Consider the following 18,549-nt stretch of genomic DNA (forward strand, 5'->3'; position numbering starts at 1 on the left):
GCTGTTCATTCTCGACGCCAACGGCGTACCCCGCGGCAAGCTGCTGCACCGCGACGAATTGCTGGCCGTGTACCAGAGCGGCCGGCCGCTACCCAGTACCATTCTCGGCCTGACCCTGAACGGCGACGATGTGGAAAACTCCGGGTTGGTCTGGGATGTGGGTGATATCGACTGCCGCGCCTACCCGCTCGAGGGCAGCCTGACAAGGTTGCCCTGGCGCCGGGTGCCGACCGCCGCAGTGCAGGTGAGCATGCACCCGAGTGAGGGGTTGCCTGCCAGCATCGCCGACCCGCGCCACGTGCTGCTGCGCACCATCGAGGCGCTGCAGGCCGACGGCTACCACCCGGTGATGGCCTGCGAACTGGAGTTCTACCTGCTTGACCAGCAGCGCGACGCCCAAGGCCGCCCGCAACCGGCACTGGACAACGATGGCGGGCGCCCGCGCAGCACCCAGGTGTACGGCCTGCGCGAACTGGAACAGATCGAGCCGTTTCTCGCCGATCTGTATGCCGCCTGCAAAGCCCAGGGCATCCCGGCCCGCACGGCCATTTCCGAATACGCCCCCGGCCAGGTGGAAATCACCCTGGAGCACGGTGACGCACTGCAGGCCATGGACCAGGCGGTACGCTACAAGCGCCTGGTCAAGGGCGTGGCCCATGCCCACGGCATGCAGGCCTGCTTCATGGCCAAGCCATTCGCGCACCTGGCGGGTACTGGCATGCACATGCACCTGAGCCTGGCTGACCACGCCGGCACCAATCTGTTCGCCAGCGACGACAAGGCTGGCACGCCGCTGCTGCGCCAGGCGGTCGCCGGCATGCTGCGCCACCTGCGCGAATCACTGCTGCTGTTCTGCCCCAACGCCAATTCGTTCCGCCGCTTCCAGGCCAACAGTTATGCACCACTGGCACCCACCTGGGGCGTGGACAACCGCACTGTGAGCCTGCGCGTACCCGGTGGCCCGGCCAACAGCCGGCATGTGGAGCACCGCATCTGCGGCGCCGATGCCAACCCCTACCTGGCGGCGGCGGCGATCCTGGCAGCCAGCCACCGTGGCATTCGCGAACAGCTGGACCCAGGGGCACCGGTGCAAGGCAACGGTTATGCCCAGGCCACCGAACACCTGCCCACCGACTGGCTGACGGCGCTCGACGCCTTGCAGCAGTCGGCTTGGGCCCGCGAAGCATTGGGCGAGGACTTCCTCGGCGTGTACCTGAAGGTCAAGCGCGCCGAGTACCGCCAGTTCATGGCCGAAGTCAGCGAACAGGACTGGCGCTGGTACCTGCACCAGGCCTGAGCCCCTCAACATTCAAGGAACACCCATGAACGCAGCATTGCACAAAGGCCCGGCGCAGCGCGCGCCGTCCTACTACAGCGCCACCCTCAACGACCCTACCGAGTACCCGCAACTCAAGGGCACGGTGCAGGTGGATGTGGCAATCATCGGCGGCGGCTTCACCGGCGTGGCCACGGCAGTCGAGCTTGCCGAGCGCGGCCTCAAGGTGGCCATCGTCGAAACCAACCGTATAGGCTGGGGTGCCAGCGGCCGTAACGGTGGCCAAGTCACTGGCAGCCTGTCGGGCGACGAAGCCATGCGCTCACAGATGCGCAACCACCTGGGCGCCGAGGTCGATGACTTCATCTGGCACCTGCGCTGGCGTGGCCACCAGGTAATCGAGCAGCGCGTAGCGCGCTACGGCATCGACTGTGACCTCAAGCGTGGCCACCTGCATGCCGCCATGAAACCCTCGCACATGAACGAGCTGCGCGCGTTCGAGGCCGAAGCGCAACGCCGGGGCATGGGCGAGCAGGTTCAAATGCTCGACCGCGCGGCAGTGGCTGAGCACCTGCAGAGCCCACTGTACATGGGCGCCTTGAAGAACCTGCGCAACCTGCACCTGCACCCGCTCAACCTGTGCCTGGGTGAGGCCCGCGCCGCACATGGCCTGGGCGCACTGGTGTTCGAGAATTCCGAAGTGCTGGACATCGTGCATGGCCCGCGCCCGGCGGTGGTTACCGCCCACGGCCGGGTCGAGGCACGCCAGGTGATGCTGGCCGGCGATGTGTACCACAAGCTGGAAAAGCGCCAACTCAAGGGCAAGATATTCCCGGCCATGGGCGGGATCGTCACCACCGCGCCACTGGGCGAACTGGCCGAGCAGATCAACCCCCACGACCTGGCGGTGTACGACTGCCGCTTCGTGCTCGACTATTACCGCCTGACGGCCGACAAGCGCCTGCTGTTCGGTGGCGGCGCCAACTACTCCGGCCGTGACTCGCGGGATATCGAAGGCGAGCTGCGGCCATGCATCGAGCGCACGTTCCCGGCATTGAAGGGCGTGCCGATCGAGTTCCAGTGGAGCTGCGCCATGGGCATCGTGGTCAACCGCATTCCACAGCTGGGCAAGCTGTCGGACAACGTGTGGTATTGCCAGGGGTATTCCGGGCACGGCATTGCCACCAGCCACATCATGGGCGAGATCATGGCCGAGGCGTTGACCGGTACGCTCGAGCAGTTCGACACCTTCGCCCAGTGCAAGCATGTGCGGGTGCCGATGGGTGACTTGCTGGGCAACCCGCTGCTGGCGGCCGGCATGTGGTATTACCAGATGCTGGAAAAACTGCGCTGAGCCCAAAACCCATGCCCTAGCTGTAGGAGCGGCCTTGTGTCGCGATGGGCCGCAAAGCGGCCCCTGGATCTTGGCATGGGCGCTGAAATGGACGGGGCCGCTTTGCGGCCCATCGCGACACAAGGCCGCTCCTACAAGGGCAACGCAGGGTCAGGCGATCTTCTTCAGGCCCTGCTTCTTCAGCTCTTCATCACGCAGCTCGCGGCGCAGGATCTTGCCTACGTTGGTGGTCGGCAGCGCATCGCGGAACTCGATATGGCGCGGCACCTTGTAGCCGGTCACGTTGGCACGCATGTGCTCCATCACCTGCTCCTTGGTCACGGTCATGCCCGGCTTGACCACGATGAACACCTTGATCACTTCGCCCGACTTCTCGTCCGGCACCCCGATGGCCGCGCACTGCAACACGCCAGGCAAGCCGGCAAGCACATCCTCCAGCTCGTTGGGGTACACATTGAAGCCGGAGACCAGGATCATGTCCTTCTTGCGGTCGACGATACGCATGTAGCCGTCTGGCTGGATCAAGGCGATGTCGCCGGTCTTCAGCCAACCCTGGTTGTCGAGGATCTCGGCAGTGGCCTCTTCGCGCTGCCAATAGCCCTTCATGACCTGCGGGCCCTTGATGCACAGTTCGCCGACTTCGCCCAACGGCAACTCGTTACCAGCCTCGTCGATTACCTTGCACAGGGTCGACGGCACCGGAATACCAATGGTGCCGACCTGGTTCGCTTCGGCAGGGTTGACCGTGGCCACCGGGCTGGTTTCCGTCATGCCGTAGCCTTCGCAGATGGCGCAGCCGGTCACCGCCTTCCAGCGCTCGGCCACGCTCAACTGCAGGGCCATGCCGCCCGACAAGGTGATTTTCAACGCCGAGAAGTCCAGGGCACGGAACCCATCGTTGTTGCACAGGGCAACGAATAGGGTGTTCAGGCCGACAAAGCCGGTGAACTTCCACTTGCCCAGTTCCTTGACCATCGCCGGCAGGTCACGCGGGTTGCTGATCAACACGTTGTGGTTGCCGATCAGCATCATCGCCATGCAATGGAAGGTGAACGCGTAGATGTGGTACAGCGGCAGCGGGGTGATGAGAATTTCACAGCCTTCGTGCAGGTTCGAGCCCATCAGCGCCCGGCACTGCAGCATGTTGGCCACCAGGTTGCGGTGGGTCAGCATGGCACCCTTGGCCACGCCGGTGGTGCCGCCGGTGTACTGCAGCACCGCCACATCGTTGGCCTGCGGGTTGGCCTCGGTTACCGGCTGGCCCTTGCCCAGCGCCAGCGCAGCGTTGAAACGCACGGCCTGCGGCAGGTGGTAGGCCGGCACCATCTTCTTCACGTACTTGATCACGCTGTTGATCAGCAAGCGCTTGACCGGCGGCAACAGGTCGGCCACTTCGGTGACGATTACGTGCCGGACCTGGGTCTTGGGCACCACTTTCTCAGCCAGGTGGGCCATGTTGGCCAGGCACACCAAGGCCTTGGCGCCAGAGTCGTTGAACTGGTGTTCCATTTCCCGCGCGGTGTACAGCGGGTTGGTGTTGACCACGATCAGCCCGGCGCGTATGGCACCGAACACCGCGACCGGGTACTGCAGGACATTGGGCAGTTGCACGGCAATACGATCACCCGGCTTGAGGTCGGTATGCTGCTGCAACCAGGCGGCAAATGCCCCCGACAGCGCATACAACTCGCCATAAGTGATAGTCTTGCCCAGGTTGCTAAAGGCCGGTTTGTCGGCAAAGCGTTGGCAGGATTGCTTGAGTACTGCCTGGATATTGGGGAATTCGTCAGGATTGATTTCCGCCGTAATCCCGGCTGGGTACTTATCCTTCCAAAAATGTTCGATCATGGAAGCCCACTCCTTCAGCAACAGCGAAGTTCGATTCACGCGTCGATGCGCTTATTATTGATATGAGATGACGGTTCGTTGCAAACCGGATCATCTGAAAGCGGGCCGAGAGTAACAGCTTTGCCTGGGGTCGCCTAGAGGCCAAAACTGGCCTTAAGGTCACAAAAATGACTCAATGAACAATTTAGGTCATTTTTAGAGTATTTAGCTTAAAGTGGCAAGCTACAAGCTTCAAGCGGCAAGATAGAGCGCGCCAAAGGCTCTGATTCACCGCTTGCAGCTTCTAGCTTCTAGCTTCTAGCTTCTAGCTTCTAGCTTGTAGCTTGTAGCTTGTAGCTTGCAGCTTGCAGCTGACTCAAGCGATATCCCGCAGCTCCCGGCGCAGAATCTTGCCCACCGGGGTCATCGGCAGGGACTCGCGCAGCACGATGTGCTTGGGCACCTTGTAACCGGTGAAGTTGGCCTTGCAGTAGGCCTTGAGCTCATCCACGCTCAGCCCCCCCTCGCGCGGCACCACGAACAGCTTCACCGCCTCGCCGGAACGCTCGTCGGGCACGCCGATGGCCGCGCAGTTGGCGACCTGCGGGTGGCCCATCACCACGTCTTCGATCTCGTTGGGGTACACGTTGAAACCCGAGACGATGATCATGTCCTTCTTGCGGTCGACGATCCGCGTGAAGCCGTCGGGGTCGATCACGGCGATATCACCGGTTTTGAACCAACCGTCCGCATCCAGGGCCTGGGCGGTGGCCTCAGGCTGCTGCCAGTAGCCCTTCATCACCTGCGGCCCCTTGATGCACAACTCGCCACGCTCGCCCAACGGCAGCTCGTTGCCGTCATCATCGATGACCTTGAAGGCGGTACCGGCCACCGGGATGCCCACCGTACCCAGCCGGGCCAACTGGCCGTAGGGGTTGGTGCTGGCCACCGGCGAGGTTTCGGTCAGGCCATAGCCTTCGACAATGCGGCAGCCGGTAAGCGCCTCCCAGCGTTCGGCAGTGGCCTTGACCAGCGCCGTGCCACCGGAGTTGGTAACTTTCAGTGCCGAGAAATCCAGCCGGCGAAAGCCCGGGTGATCCATCAGCGCCACGAACAGGGTGTTGAGCCCGAGCAATGCAGAGAAACGCCACTTGCCCAGCTCCTTGATGAAGCCGGGAATATCCCGCGGGTTGGTGATCAGCACGTTGTGGTTGCCGGTGACCATCATGCACATGCAGTTCGCGGTGAACGCGTAGATGTGGTACAGCGGCAGCGGCGCGATCATCACCTCCTGGCCATCCTTGAGCAGCTTCTGCCCGTCCGGGCCGTGCTGCGAAAAGCACGCCAGCACCTGCAGCATGTTGGCCACCAGGTTGCCGTGAGTAAGCATGGCGCCTTTGGCCAGCCCGGTGGTGCCGCCGGTGTACTGCAGCACGGCGATGTCGTCCAGGCTCTGCGGCACCGGTTGCGGCGACAGGCCGCGCCCCTGGCGCAGCACCTGCTTGAACGAGAGTGCCTGGGGCAAGTGGTAGGCCGGCACCATCTTTTTCAGCTTGTCGACCACCGTGTTGATCAACCAGCCCTTGGCAGTGGGCAGCAGGTCGCCCATTTTCGCTTCGATCAGGTACTCGATGCCGGTGTCGGGCAACACGGCCTGCACCCGCTTGCCGAACATGTTCAGGTAGACCAACGCCCGCGCGCCGCTGTCATTGAACTGGTGGCGCATCTCGCGCTCGGTGTACAGCGGGTTGGTATTGACCACGATCAGCCCGGCACGCATGGCCCCGAACACGGCGATCGGGTACTGCAGCACGTTGGGCATCTGCACCGCGATACGGTCGCCCGGCTGCAGGTCGGTGTGCTGCTGCAACCAGGCGGCAAACGCGGCTGAATGTCGCTCCAGTTGCGCATAGGTCAGGGTCACGCCCAGGTTGCTGAATGCCGGGCGGTCGGCAAAGCGCTTGCAAGAGCGCTCGAACACCTCGACCACCGAGGCATAGGCATTGATGTCGATGGTGGAAGGCACGCCCGCCGGGCGCTTGTCATTCCAGAAGTCGGCTTGCATTTATTATTGTTCCTCTGCCTGGACCTGCACTGCGTCCTTGGATCCTTGACCTGGTCGCCAACCGGCAAACAGGCGTTGCTTCGACGTTAGCAGGTAAGCCCAGGGTGGCCTATACGCCAAGTGCCGCCATTAACATTGTGAATCTTATTTGTGCCCTTCCTGCAATCGGGCCGGTTGTGCATACACTGTTCCGGTACCCCATGCGCACAAGGAGCCGCCATGCCCCACGACGCCTTCTGGCTGCCCGTCAGCGAACACTGCCGCCTGTACGTGCACCAATGGCTGCCAGCCTCGCCAGTGAAAGCCGTAGTCCTGCTGGCCCATGGCATGGCCGAGCATGCCGGGCGCTACCAGCGCCTGGGCCTGGCCCTGGCCGCGGCTGGCTTTGCCGTGTTCGCCGCTGACCAGCGTGGCCACGGGCGTAGCGCCGAGCACGGCAGCCTGGGCCTGTTCAGCCGCCATCATGGCTGGAATGCCGTGGTCGACGACCTCGGCCGGCTGGCCCAGTACATTGGCCAACACTACCCGGGCACACCGCTGTTCCTGTTCGGCCACAGCATGGGCAGCTATATCGCCCAGGCTTACCTGCTGCACCACAGCGCCAGCCTGCACGGGGCGATCCTGAGCGGTTCCAACTACCAGCCTGCCGCGCTGTACCGCATGGCCCGGCTGGTGGCGCGGCTGGAGGCCTGGCGCCAGGGGCCGCTGGGCAAAAGTGCGGTGATCGAATGGTTGTCCTTCGGCGCGTTCAACAAGGCCTTCAAGCCCAACCGTACGCCGTTCGACTGGCTCAGCCGCGACCCGGCCGAGGTCGACCGCTACGTCAACGACCCGCTGTGCGGCTTTCGGTGCAGCAACCAGCTGTGGCTGGACCTGCTGCAAGGCTTGGCGCAGATCAGCCAGCCGGGTAACCTCGCACAGATCGATCCGAACCTGCCGATACTGATAATGGGTGGGGAATGTGATCCGGTCAGTGCCGGCAAGCGTCTCACCCATCTGGCCGACGCCCTGCGCGCCACCGGCAATCGACATGTACAGCTACGCGTCTATCCTGAAGCGCGGCATGAAGTACTCAACGAAACCAACCGTAACGAGGTCACTGCCGACATTGTCGGCTGGCTTGAACAGGCACTGGCCATTGATCGGCCTGTGCGCAGTGAATGACAGCCACCCTCGCCTACCGCTCAAGGAAACCCCGATGTCCCAGGTCACCAACACGCCTTACGAAGCCCTCGAAGTTGGCCAGAAGGCGCAATACCAGAAGTCCGTCGAAGAGCGCGACATCCAGCTGTTCGCGGCGATGTCCGGTGACCACAACCCGGTGCACCTGGACGCCGAGTTTGCGGCCAAGAGCATGTTCCGCGAACGCATTGCCCACGGCATGTTCAGCGGCGCGTTGATCAGTGCGGCAGTGGCCTGCACCCTGCCAGGCCCTGGCACCATCTACCTGGGCCAGCAGATGAGCTTCCAGAAGCCGGTGAAGATTGGCGACACGCTCACCGTACGCCTGGAAATTCTGGAAAAACTGCCCAAGTTCAAAGTGCGCATCGCGACCAATGTGTACAACCAGAACGATGAGCTGGTGGTGCAGGGCGAAGCGGAAATCCTGGCGCCACGCAAGCAGCAGACCGTGGAACTGGTATCGCCACCGAATTTCGTTGCCAGCTGAGCATAGCGCTGGCACTACCGGCCCTGCGGCGGGCGAATGCCCGCCCCCAGGCAACCATCAGTCTGGCATCCGCTGGGTGACCAACTCCACCAGGCGGTCCAGGCTTTCACCCCAGCCCTGGTAGAACCCCATGTCCTCGTGGGCCTTGCAATCGGCAGCATTCCAGTGCCAGGCCCGGGCGGTATAACGGGTTTTGCCCCGTTCCTCGTCCAGGCTGATCACGGCGGTCATGAACGCCTTGTTCGACGGTACCCAGCCGGGGCCAAACGCATCGGTGAACACCAGGCGCCGCGGTGCCGCAATTTCCAGGAACACGCCCTGGGTGGGGTACTCGCTACCATCCGGCGCCCGCATCAAGGTGCGGAACAGGCCGCCGGGCCACAATTGCATCTCGCATTCCGGGGTGCTCATGCCATGCGGCCCCCACCATTGCCTTAGCCACTCGGGCTCGGTCCAGGCGCGGAACACTTTGGCCGGTGGGGCGTCGATCAGGCGACTGATCAACAACTCATGTTGCGCTTGCGCAGCAGGGGCAAGGCTCATCGGGTGTTGTCTCCGTGGCAGTCAGGGTGGCAGTTCACGCAGCAAGGCTGTGCGAATTCCCCACGTCCACGATAGACCAGGCCCGCCCCACGAGGGTGGCCCGCCGAGCAGCGGCTCAGTGCGTTTGGCGATAACGGCCCACGGCGTTCGAGCGCCGCGCGGGGGCGCTCGAACCTCCTGTAGCCGGTCAACCCTGCTGGCAGCCCTCGCCCATGGCACGGTACTGGATGGTATGCACCTGGCCGTGGTGGTCTTCATAGGTCATGGTGGCAGGCACCACTTCGCAGACATTGGGAATGGTCGACAGGTCGATTACCCGCTTGATATCCAGGTTCATCGAGTAGTCGTACTGCTGGGCCACTGGCTGGGTGGAGACGGGCTTGGCCTCATCGGCGAGGGCGAACGAGGACATACCGACCAATGCAAGAATCAGTAATGGGTTCATGGTGTTTTGCCTTTTGAGCATTCAAGCTGATCGATTGACTTCTAATGCCGTTTCCGGCGCGGAGAAGTTGCCATCTACGGTGAAGATGGCACGAAGTACCGATCCCGCTTCGTACTGCAGGGGGGATGCCTGAAATTCTACGCCTGGCGGTTAATAGTTGAACCCCGAACTCGGATATTCACTCTTGCCGAATTTGCAACAATCTGCGACAAAATACCCGCAAAGCATTACGCCAGAGCCTCTGCTCTGTACTCAGGAGAAATTCGCCATTTCTGAACAATTAACCTGCTCGACACTTGCGGATACAGAACGCCGGCTGCTGGACCATTTTTACCGGCAACAAGGCTCGCGCATGCGCGCGGCAAGCGATGCGCAGTTGTGGGTAGCCAGGGGGCCGGGGATCATTGCCGGGCTGAGCCTGGCCAGGGTAACCGGGGGTTTCTGGCTGACCGGCCTGTTCGTCGACCCGCAACGGCGCCAGCAAGGGGTAGCCGGCAAACTGGTGAAGGCGGCGCTGGCCCAGGCTGACGGGCCAACCTGGCTGTTTTGCCACCCCGACCTGCTGCCGTTCTATCAACGCCTGGGTTTCGAACTGGCGCAGTGCCTGCCCGACACCCTGCATGGCCGCTTGCAACGCTACCAGCGCAGCAAACGCCTGGTGGCCCTGCAGCAGGGTCAGTCGTCGCCTGCTTCCAGCCCTGGGAACAGCACGTCGGTGTAGCCGAACTTGGTAAAGTCCTGGATCCGCGATGGGTACAAACGCCCGATCAGGTGGTCGCACTCATGCTGCACCAGCCGCGCGTGGAAGCCTTCGGCAAAGCGGCGGATCGCGTTGCCCTGTGGGTCGATGCCCTCATAGCAAATGTGCTTGAAGCGTGGTACCACGCCGCGCAAGCCGGGCACCGACAGGCAACCTTCCCAACCGTCTTCCAGTTCAGTGGAAGTCGGGGTGATGACCGGGTTCAGCAGGATGGTCTGCGGCACCGCTTCGGCGTCCGGGTACCGCTCGCTGCGTTCGAAGCCGAAAATCACCAGTTGCAGGTCGATGCCCACCTGCGGCGCGGCCAGGCCCACGCCGCCGACATGGCGCATGGTTTCAAACATGTCGTCGATCAGTTGCTGCAGCTCGCCGCTGCCCAGCAGCTGCGCGGGCACCGGCGCGGCAACGCGCAGCAGGCGCTCGTCGCCCATCTTGAGAATGTCACGGATCATCGGGGGTTAGGCTCGGAAGTCTGCGCCTGGCCCGAAGTGGGGTGCTCATGGCCCAGAACACTGATGGTCTGCGCGGGCGCGTGCTCGTCGAAATCCTTTTCACCGGGGTTTTTGCCCTCGGCCGACATGTGCTCGATCACCGCATTCATTTCGGCGCCAAGCAACAGCACAGCAGCCGAGATGTAGAAATACAGCAACAGCACGATGATTGCACCAATGCTGCCGTACATGGCGTTGTAGTCAGCGAAGGTTTTCACGTAGTAGGCAAAGCCCAGCGACGCGATGATCCACACCACCACCGCCAGCACCGAGCCCGGCGTGATGAAGCGGAACTTCTGTTTCACATCAGGCATTACGTAGTAGATCAACGCGACCGCCACCATCAGCAGAAAGACGATCACCGGCCAGCGCAACACCGTCCACAAGGTGACGATGAACTCCTGCATGCCGATCTGGGCGGCGATCCACTCCATGACTTGCGGGCCAAGCACCATCAGCGCGGCGGCTGCCAACAGCATGCCGGCCAGGCCCACGGTGTAGAAAATGGATAACGGGATGCGCTTCCACACCGGCCGGCCCTCGGGCACATCATAGGCGGCGTTCATGGCGCTCATCATCAAGCGCACACCGGCCGATGCGGTCCACAAGGCAATCACGATACCGACCGACAACAGCCCGCCCTTGGATTGCTGTAGCTGGTCGATTACCGGGTTCACCTGCTCCAGGGCCTGGGGTGGCAATACCAGCTCCGATTGCAGGCGCAGCCAGGAGAAAAAGTCGGGCAGGTGCAAAAAGCCGATCAGGGCAATCAGGAACAGCAAGAATGGGAATAGCGAGAACAGCGCCTGGTAGGCCAGCGCCGACGCATAGGTGGACATCTCGTCATCGAGAAATTCCTTGACGGTGCGCGCCAGCACGCGGTGCAAAGGCAGGCCCTGCAGGGCGGAAAAAATCATAGCGTCTCCTTTCGCCGCTTGATCGAATCAACACACAAGTCTAATAGACCGTGCCGATGCTGTGCTGCTCCCAGTCGCGATTGAAGAAATTGGCGGCAAAAGTAACGGCCCCTCCGCACGCATGCGAAGAGGCCGGCACAGGCGTGTTCAGATCACGGTTTTTTTACCGCGTCCTTCACATCGCCCTTCACTTGCTGCGCCTCGCCTTTGAGCTCTTGCGCCTTGCCCTCGGCACGCAGCTTGTCGTTGTCGGTCACCTTGCCGACACCTTGTTTCACGTTGCCCATCGCCTCATTGGCCAGGCCTTTGACTTTGTCTTTAGTACCGCTCATGGCAAAACTCCTGCAAATGGAGACACGTGTACAGTGTCGACAAAAGGTGGACCCAGCACCCAGCGTAAGAGTTTCAACGAATTTTCACCCCGCAAGCCAAGCGGTCAATCTACGGGCGAATACCGCACCAAATCACACAGGCAGCCCTGCGTTGACGCCACGGCTCCCCTAGAATGCGGTGCAAATGTGCGCCTCAAGCCAGGCGAGCACACGACAAGAACAATGTTTTCGGATACCCGCCCCATGCGTCTGATGCCTGCACTGCTGGCCTTGCTGCCACTGCTGCCCCTGTCCACCCTGGCCACCGCTGCCGCCAGCCCTGAAACCCTGCGTGTCGAGCGTTACACCGACGACGGCAACCCCGGCACCCTGCGCTGGGCCATTGAAACCAGTAACCGGAACCCCGGCCATTACCGTATCGACATCGCCGCCGTGGGCAAGCCACCTTATGTGATCCGCCCCAGCCACGCGCTGCCGGAAATCAAAGGCCCGGTCAGCATCACCGGGCTGGCCTGGGCACGCGAGGGTCAGTACATTGCCATCGACGGCTCCGCCTACATCAAGGACCAGGGTGTTCGCACCTGCCCCGGCGCCCTGCCCGGCCAGTTCGGCACCAATGTGCGCACCACCACCAACCCTGGGCTGGTGCTGCGTGACACTCAGGGCGTGCAACTGCGCGGCCTGGAAGTGCGCAATTTCTGCATCGGCATCCTGGTCAACCGCGCCAGCCACAACGTCATCGAAGACAACCGCATCGTCGCCAACAAAGGCGGCGCCGGCATCATGCTGACTGGCGACGACGGCGCGGGTAACCCCACTGCCACCACCACCACCAACAACAAGGTGCTGCGCAACCAACTGATCGACAACGGGGATGGGCTGGAGCTGACCCGTGGCGCAGCATTCAACCTGGTAGCCGACAACCTGTTCCGCTCCACAGCAGCCAACCCCGAGCCCTCACAGGGTATCGAGATTCTGCTGGGCAACGACAACAGCGTGGTGCGCAACCGCTTCGAGAACTACTCCGACGGCCTGCAGATCAACTGGGGCAAACGCAACTACCTGGCGGCCAACACCTTCAGCGGCAACTCGATCGGGGTCAGCGTCACCGGTGAGGGCAACATCCTCGACGGCAACCTGATCCACGGCAACCGCATCGGCGTGGCCCTGCGCCCGGAGCCTGAGGTGACTACCACACGCCTCAGCGGGAACCGCATCTGGGCCAACAGCCAGGATATCCGCCGCTGCCAGGCGGGCGGCTCATGCGTACCCGGGCAGCGCACCGGGGCCATCGTGTTTGGCGTGCCAGCCCAGGCACACGCCTTGTATGTGGGCTCACGCGGGGTTGGCGCCGACCTGCCAAAGCAGGACCAGGCACTTATCTGCAACGCCAAGGGCGAGCCCAAGCCGTGCCAGCCGCTGCCCAACCACAATCAGCCGGCACCACGGCTGCTGGCGCTGGAAGGCAATGTGCTGCGCGGTGAAGTACAGGGGCCGGCATCGAGCCTGCTGCGCGTTGAGTTCTTCGGCAATGCCCAGGCCGACGCCACCGAGGCCGAGCACTACCTTGGCGAAGTGCAGGTGAACAGTGACGCACAAGGGCAGGCACGGTTTGCCCAGGCGCTGGACGACATCGCCGGGTTGCGCAGCTTCACCGCGACCGTGACCACCGCTGACGGGGCAACCTCCGAGCTGAGCCCGCCGCTTCGTCGCTGACGCACCGCCAGGGCCGGCTGATGGCGGGGGTGGGGCGCAACCCAAGGCAGCGCCCGCGCCCCCCGCCTGGCGCGCCCGCAGCAGGCACAACCATCAAACCTTGCCCCGCCCCGTGGCACCCCTCACAATGCAGGCCTTCATAGCGTCAACCCGCAGGAACCTGCATGAAACTCGACAAACCCGCCGCCATCGCCCGGCGCAACCAAGCACTGGCCCGCCCGGTGCTGAACAGCAGCAACACCCTGTTCGCCATTCTGGACAACAAACGCAACCTGTGGTGGTTCGAAGTGCCGGTGGCGCTGCTGGGCAAGGGCCAGGCCGACTGGGTCAACCTGCTGCTGCACACCCCGCAAACCGACGAGCTGCAGCACCTGAAAGTGCCGACCAACTTCCTCAAGGCCCACCTGGAGCAGATGGAAGTGCGCAAGCCTGGCAAGCGCCGCTCGACCATCAGCCTGGCGCTGAGCGCCGACCGCGACTCGCTGCTGCGCGACACCCGCCCAGGTGGCGAGCAGCTGGACTTCCGCAACTTCGTTCAGGCCTGATCAGGCCTTTTCGATCCGGTCGTCATGGATGACGATCAAGCCCTGCTTGAACAAGCCGCCAATGGCTTTCTTGAAGTTGCCCTTGCTGACATTGAACAGCTTGCTGATCAACGCCGGGTCGCTCTTGTCACACACCCCCAGCACCCCGCCTTCGGCCTCCAGGCGCGCCATGATCTGCTCCTGCAGGCTGTCGGCCAGGGCGGCGCCCACCGGCTGCAGGCTGAGGGCGATCTTGCCGTCGTGGCGCAGTTCCTTGATGAAACCCTTCTCGTGCATGCCCGAGCGCAGGAACTTGAACACTTCGTTCTTGTGGATCAGGCCCCAGTGGCGGTTGTTGATGATGGCCTTGAAGCCCATCGGCGTTTCGCCAGCCACCAACAGCTCGACCGGCTGCCCGACCTTGTAATCGGCCGGGGCCACGTCGAGGTAGCGGTCCAGGCGGGACGTGGCGGTGATGCGGCGGGTGCGCTTGTCGAGGTACACGTGCACCACGCAGTAGTCGCCGATCTTCAACGGCCGCGCCTCTTCCGAGTACGGCATCAACAGGTCCTTGGACAAGCCCCAGTCGAGGAAGATGCCGGCACCGTTGATGTCCTTGACCTTGAGGCTGGCAAACTCACCGACCTGCACCTTGGGCTTCTCGGTGGTCGCAATCAGCTGGTCTTCGCTGTCCAGGTAGATGAACACGTTCAACCAGTCATCGACTTCGGTTTCGGCGTTTTTCGGGATATAGCGCCCGGGCAGCAGGATCTCGCCATCGGCGCCGCCGTCCAGGTACAGACCGAAGTCCACGTGTTTCACGATTTGCAAACTGTTGTAACGCCCAAGCAGAGCCATTTCCGATGATCCTCATGACAAGGCGGCTATTCTACACCTGAAGCCAGCGCGCCGCCCGACCGCTGATGCAGTGGAACCGCCGTGCCCCCCTCGCGTCTACCGTCTGGCCAGCCACTGCAAGGAACAGCCCATGCCTTCACGCCTGTCCAAAGCCCTGCTCATCGCCCTTGGATTCGCCCTGGCCCTAGGCGCCTGCAGCCGCATGGACCTGGCCTACCGCAACCTCGACCGCCTGGTGCCGTGGTCGCTGGGCGACTACCTGGACATGAACGGCACGCAAAAGGCCTTGCTCGACGACCGCCTCAAGCAACACCTGGCCTGGCACTGCAAGACCCAGTTACCGGGCTACCTCGACTGGCTGGAGCGGGTCCGCGCCATGGTCGCCGACAACCAGGTGACCGACCAGGCGCTGCAGCAACGCACCCGCGAAGCGCGCCAGGCGATTGGCCGTGTGGCAGAGGAAATCACCCCTTCGGCGACCGAGTTGTTGCGCGGCATGAGCGACCGCCAGGTGGCCGAAATGCGTGAAGCGTTCCGCGACGACATCGCCGAGCGGCAAAAAGAGTACGTCGATACCCCGCTGGCCGAGCAGGTCAGCGAGCGCAGCGCGCGTATGGAAAAACGCCTGAGCGCCTGGTTTGGCCCACTGTCCGCGGTGCAGAAGCAACGCGTACAAGCCTGGTCAGCAGCGCTGGGCGACCAGAACCGCGAATGGATCGCCAACCGCGCCCACTGGCAGCAACAGCTGCTGCTGGCGATGAACCAACGCAACGACGCCAGCTTCGAGCCGCGCCTGGCAACCTTGTTGCAACACAAGGAAAGCCTGTGGACGCCGGAATACCGCGCGGCCTTCCAGAACACCGAGCAACAGGCGCGCAGCCTGTTGGTAGACCTGGTGCAGCAAAGTAGCGTGCAGCAACGGCAGTTGCTGCAAGCGCGGTTGGCCAAGGTGCGCGACCACTTTAGTGAGCTGAAGTGCCTGAAGAGTGCCTGAAGGCGTGAGGGGCTTGGCCTGCAACACCGCCATCAGCGCCCCTTGCGCCGATACGGGAACACGTCGATCACCTTCCCCTCGCCAATGGCCGCCTGCAGGCCCTTCCAGTAATCCGCGTCATACAGCTCGCCGTGCAAGCGGCTGAACAAGCGCCGCTGGCCCATGTCGGCAAACAGAAACGGCGGAAACTCTTCGGGGAACACATCGTGCGGCCCGATCGAATACCACGGCTCGCCCGACAGCTCGTCTTCCGGATACCGCGGTGGCGGTATGTGGCGGAAATTCACCTCGGTCAGAAAGCAGATTTCGTCATAGTCATAGAACACCACCCGCCCATGCCGGGTGACGCCAAAGTTCTTCAACAGCATGTCACCAGGAAAAATGTTCGCTGCCGCCAGTTGCTTGATGGCCAGGCCGTAGTCTTCCAGCGCCGCCAGTACCTGGCCTTCGCCCGCGCGCTCCAGGTACAGGTTCAGCGGGGTCATGCGCCGCTCGGTCCAGCAGTGGCGCACCAGCACCGTGTCGCCCTCCAGGGCCACGGTCGAGGGCGCCACTTCGAGCAACTCGGCCAGGCAATCGGGCTCGAACTTGCTGCGTGGGAAACGAAAATCGGCGAACTCCTGGGTATCGGCCATGCGCCCTACCCGATCCACGCTTTTCACCAGCCGGTACTTGTCGATCACCGTGGCGCGGTCAACGGTTTTAGACGGTGAAAAGCGGTCTTTGATGACCTTGAACACGGTGTTGAAACCCGGCAGGGTGAACACGCTCATGACCATGCCGCGCACCCCCGGCGCCATGACGAAACGGTCGTCGCTGTTGGCCAGGTGGTTGATCAAGGCCCGGTAGAACTCCGACTTGCCTTGCTTGTAGAAACCGATCGACGTGTACAGCTCGGCAATGTGCTTGCCCGGCAGAATGCGCTTGAGAAAATGCACGAACTCGGCCGGCACCGGCACATCGGCCATGAAGTAGGAGCGGGTGAACGAGAAGATGATCGACACCTCGGCTTCGTCGGTGATCAACCCGTCCACCTCGATGCCATGGCCTTCGCGGTGCAGCAAGGGAATCACCAAGGGCCATTGCTCATCGCGGTTGTACAGGCGGCCGACCAGGTAGGCACCTTTGTTGCGATACAGCACGGGCACGAACAGCTCCACCGCCAGCTCCGGGTCCTTGCAAACCCAGTCGGGCAGGCATTCGCGCACCTGCGCTTCCAGCCGTGCCAGGTCACCCTCCAGGTCACCGTAGGCGACATCGAACGGGTAGTCGGCGAAGATCGCCTGCAGCATTCCCTTCAGGCTACCGCCCAGCGCATAGGTACGGGTTTGCGCGGCGCGCTCACGCCCGCGCAGCGACGGCCGGGTGGTGTGGATGAACATGCAACCATCGCTGATCTGGTCGTGGCTGAACAGGCTGCAGAACAGCGAGTTGTACCAGGTCTCGGCCAACTCGTCGTCCAGCCGGGGGTCGATCTGCTGGATGTAGGCGTGTTTGGCCAGCGGCCACTGCGCCACGTCCAGCAACACCGGCGCGGGGAAGGCCTGGCGCAGCCAGCCGTTGACCTCGGCGACTTTTTCTTCATACAGGCTGATGCGCGCAGCCGCGGCCTGCTGGATTTCCTGCCAGCGCGCCTGTTCGAAGCGCTGGCGGGCGCCGAGGGTGATGCGCTGGAAGTGGTCACGGTAATCGTCGAAGCCCGCCAGGATGGTGCGGGCGATTTCGACAGCGGGCCAGGGTTGGGGCATGCCGGGCACCTCATGGGTGAATGAGTTACACAGCTTAGTCGGCCTGACGCAAATGCGGGCCAGGTTCACTGCGCAAGAAAGCACAAGTATCGCCCCGCCCCCTCGCGTACACTCGCGCCCCTGCCCTGCCCTCCGGAGACCGTTGTGAGCCCGATTGCCCTAACCCGCCTGCTGACCCTTGCTGCCGTCTGGGGGGCGAGTTTCCTGTTCATGCGCATTATCGCCCCCGAGCTGGGCACGGTGCCGACCGCGTTCTTTCGGGTCTCGATCGCCTGCCTGGGCCTGGTCGCCATCGTCGCCGCCAGCCGCGTGCGCTGGGACTTCCAGGGCAAGCTCGGGGCCTGCCTGGTACTGGGCATGATCAACTCCGGCATCCCGGCAACCTTCTATTCAGTAGCTGCCCAGGTGCTGCCAGCCGGTTACTCGGCGATCTTCAACGCCACCACGCCACTGATGGGCGTGCTGATCGGCGTGCTGTGCTTCCGTGAACCCATGACGTTGGCCAAGCTCTGCGGCATTTTCCTTGGCCTGCTCGGTGTCGGCATCCTCAGCGGGGCCGGGCCGGTGGCCCTGGACATGGCCCTGCTGCAAGGCGCCCTGGCGTGCCTGGCAGCTACCACCTGCTACGGCTTTGCCGGGTTCCTCGCGCGGCGCTGGGTCAGCGGCCTGGACAGCCGCCTGTCGGCGCTGGGCAGCATGCTCGGCGCTACGCTGATGCTCAGCCCGCTGTTCGCCTGGAGCGCCCTCAGCCAGCCGCCCGCCAGCTGGGGCGGCTGGCAGGTCTGGCTGTCGCTGCTCGGCCTGGGCCTGCTGTGCACGGCATTCGCCTATATCCTGTACTTCCGTCTGCTGGCAGAAATAGGCCCGGTAAAGGCCAGCACCGTGACCTTCCTGATCCCGGTGTTCGGCGTGCTATGGGGCGCATGGCTGCTGGACGAGCCGCTGTCGCTGGCGCACCTGTATGGCGGCCTGCTGATTGCTGTGGCCTTGTGGCTGGTACTGCGCCCGGCGCGCAATTGACCGGGAGAAC

General features: G+C 63.1%; 18 protein-coding genes. 9 read left to right on the top strand and 9 right to left on the bottom strand.

All coding sequences use genetic code 11. The features are described 5' to 3' along the window. A partial coding sequence (locus GYA94_RS03040) for a glutamine synthetase family protein (protein ID WP_161891767.1) occupies positions 1 to 1,297 on the top strand: 1,297 nt, incomplete at its 5' end. 25 nt (positions 1,298 to 1,322) lie between these two features. Next, positions 1,323 to 2,630, top strand: a complete 1,308-nt coding sequence (locus tag GYA94_RS03045; protein ID WP_029885384.1) for an NAD(P)/FAD-dependent oxidoreductase — start codon at positions 1,323 to 1,325, stop codon at positions 2,628 to 2,630. Positions 2,631 to 2,780: 150 nt separating this feature from the next. Here the strand turns inward: GYA94_RS03045 and fadD1 are convergent, their stop codons facing one another. Together fadD1 and fadD2 are read right to left on the bottom strand one after the other, a co-directional pair. Continuing rightward, the gene (gene fadD1, locus GYA94_RS03050; protein WP_009686764.1) at positions 2,781 to 4,478 is read right to left on the bottom strand and encodes a long-chain-fatty-acid--CoA ligase FadD1; all 1,698 of its coding nucleotides are present in this window, start codon (positions 4,476 to 4,478) and stop codon (positions 2,781 to 2,783) included. Between the two features lie 355 nt (positions 4,479 to 4,833). Next, on the bottom strand, positions 4,834 to 6,522 hold the full coding sequence (gene fadD2 / locus GYA94_RS03055; RefSeq protein WP_125920310.1) for a long-chain-fatty-acid--CoA ligase FadD2: 1,689 nt from the start codon (positions 6,520 to 6,522) through the stop codon (positions 4,834 to 4,836). A gap of 219 nt (positions 6,523 to 6,741) precedes the next feature. Here fadD2 and GYA94_RS03060 point away from each other — a divergent pair, with 219 nt between their 5' ends. After that, entirely contained in the window at positions 6,742 to 7,686 is a 945-nt protein-coding gene (locus GYA94_RS03060; protein ID WP_110677798.1) for an alpha/beta hydrolase, read from the top strand. Between the two features lie 34 nt (positions 7,687 to 7,720). Next, complete coding sequence (locus GYA94_RS03065; RefSeq protein ID WP_009686767.1) at positions 7,721 to 8,191, top strand: MaoC family dehydratase; 471 nt, start codon at positions 7,721 to 7,723, stop codon at positions 8,189 to 8,191. 57 nt (positions 8,192 to 8,248) lie between these two features. Here GYA94_RS03065 and GYA94_RS03070 read toward each other — a convergent pair whose 3' ends face one another. Together GYA94_RS03070 and GYA94_RS03075 are read right to left on the bottom strand one after the other, a co-directional pair. Beyond that, a complete protein-coding gene (locus GYA94_RS03070) occupies positions 8,249 to 8,734 on the bottom strand; it encodes an SRPBCC family protein (RefSeq protein ID WP_009686768.1) in 486 nt (161 codons plus the stop codon). A 187-nt stretch (positions 8,735 to 8,921) separates the two neighbouring features. Beyond that, on the bottom strand, positions 8,922 to 9,179 hold the full coding sequence (locus tag GYA94_RS03075) for a DUF2790 domain-containing protein (RefSeq protein WP_161891768.1): 258 nt from the start codon (positions 9,177 to 9,179) through the stop codon (positions 8,922 to 8,924). A gap of 352 nt (positions 9,180 to 9,531) precedes the next feature. On the opposite strand from GYA94_RS03075, the gene GYA94_RS03080 reads away from it, so the two are divergent. Next, complete coding sequence (locus GYA94_RS03080) at positions 9,532 to 9,900, top strand: GNAT family N-acetyltransferase (RefSeq protein WP_054912666.1); 369 nt, start codon at positions 9,532 to 9,534, stop codon at positions 9,898 to 9,900. Here the strand turns inward: GYA94_RS03080 and def are convergent. From def to GYA94_RS03095, 3 genes are all read right to left on the bottom strand, one after another. Continuing rightward, on the bottom strand, positions 9,855 to 10,391 hold the full coding sequence (gene def, locus GYA94_RS03085; RefSeq protein WP_110677802.1) for a peptide deformylase: 537 nt from the start codon (positions 10,389 to 10,391) through the stop codon (positions 9,855 to 9,857). The genes GYA94_RS03080 and def overlap by 46 nt on opposite strands. Further along, on the bottom strand, positions 10,388 to 11,347 hold the full coding sequence (locus GYA94_RS03090) for a YihY/virulence factor BrkB family protein (RefSeq protein WP_009686772.1): 960 nt from the start codon (positions 11,345 to 11,347) through the stop codon (positions 10,388 to 10,390). Before GYA94_RS03090 ends, def begins: the two co-directional genes overlap by 4 nt. A gap of 152 nt (positions 11,348 to 11,499) precedes the next feature. Beyond that, positions 11,500 to 11,679: a CsbD family protein gene (locus GYA94_RS03095; RefSeq protein WP_029885390.1), complete on the bottom strand. Its 180-nt coding sequence runs from the start codon at positions 11,677 to 11,679 to the stop codon at positions 11,500 to 11,502. Positions 11,680 to 11,922: 243 nt separating this feature from the next. Here GYA94_RS03095 and GYA94_RS03100 point away from each other — a divergent pair, with 243 nt between their 5' ends. Together GYA94_RS03100 and GYA94_RS03105 are read left to right on the top strand one after the other, a co-directional pair. Beyond that, positions 11,923 to 13,395, top strand: a complete 1,473-nt coding sequence (locus GYA94_RS03100) for a right-handed parallel beta-helix repeat-containing protein (RefSeq protein ID WP_110677804.1) — start codon at positions 11,923 to 11,925, stop codon at positions 13,393 to 13,395. A gap of 164 nt (positions 13,396 to 13,559) precedes the next feature. Next, entirely contained in the window at positions 13,560 to 13,940 is a 381-nt protein-coding gene (locus GYA94_RS03105) for a hypothetical protein (protein WP_009686775.1), read from the top strand. Here GYA94_RS03105 and GYA94_RS03110 read toward each other — a convergent pair whose 3' ends face one another. After that, positions 13,941 to 14,777, bottom strand: coding sequence for a CvfB family protein (locus GYA94_RS03110; protein ID WP_009686776.1), 837 nt, complete (start codon positions 14,775 to 14,777; stop codon positions 13,941 to 13,943). Between the two features lie 130 nt (positions 14,778 to 14,907). Here GYA94_RS03110 and GYA94_RS03115 point away from each other — a divergent pair, with 130 nt between their 5' ends. Beyond that, entirely contained in the window at positions 14,908 to 15,771 is an 864-nt protein-coding gene (locus GYA94_RS03115) for a DUF6279 family lipoprotein (protein ID WP_054912669.1), read from the top strand. Positions 15,772 to 15,803: 32 nt separating this feature from the next. Here the strand turns inward: GYA94_RS03115 and aceK are convergent, their stop codons facing one another. After that, positions 15,804 to 17,519 carry a bifunctional isocitrate dehydrogenase kinase/phosphatase gene (gene aceK, locus GYA94_RS03120; protein ID WP_161891769.1) on the bottom strand — a complete coding sequence of 572 codons (1,716 nt, stop codon included), beginning with the start codon at positions 17,517 to 17,519 and terminating at the stop codon, positions 15,804 to 15,806. A gap of 144 nt (positions 17,520 to 17,663) precedes the next feature. Here aceK and GYA94_RS03125 point away from each other — a divergent pair, with 144 nt between their 5' ends. Next, positions 17,664 to 18,539, top strand: coding sequence for a DMT family transporter (locus tag GYA94_RS03125; protein ID WP_110677808.1), 876 nt, complete (start codon positions 17,664 to 17,666; stop codon positions 18,537 to 18,539). Positions 18,540 to 18,549 lie beyond the last annotated feature (10 nt).

This window comes from Pseudomonas juntendi, from assembly GCF_009932375.1.
GTDB lineage: Bacteria > Pseudomonadota > Gammaproteobacteria > Pseudomonadales > Pseudomonadaceae > Aquipseudomonas > Aquipseudomonas juntendi.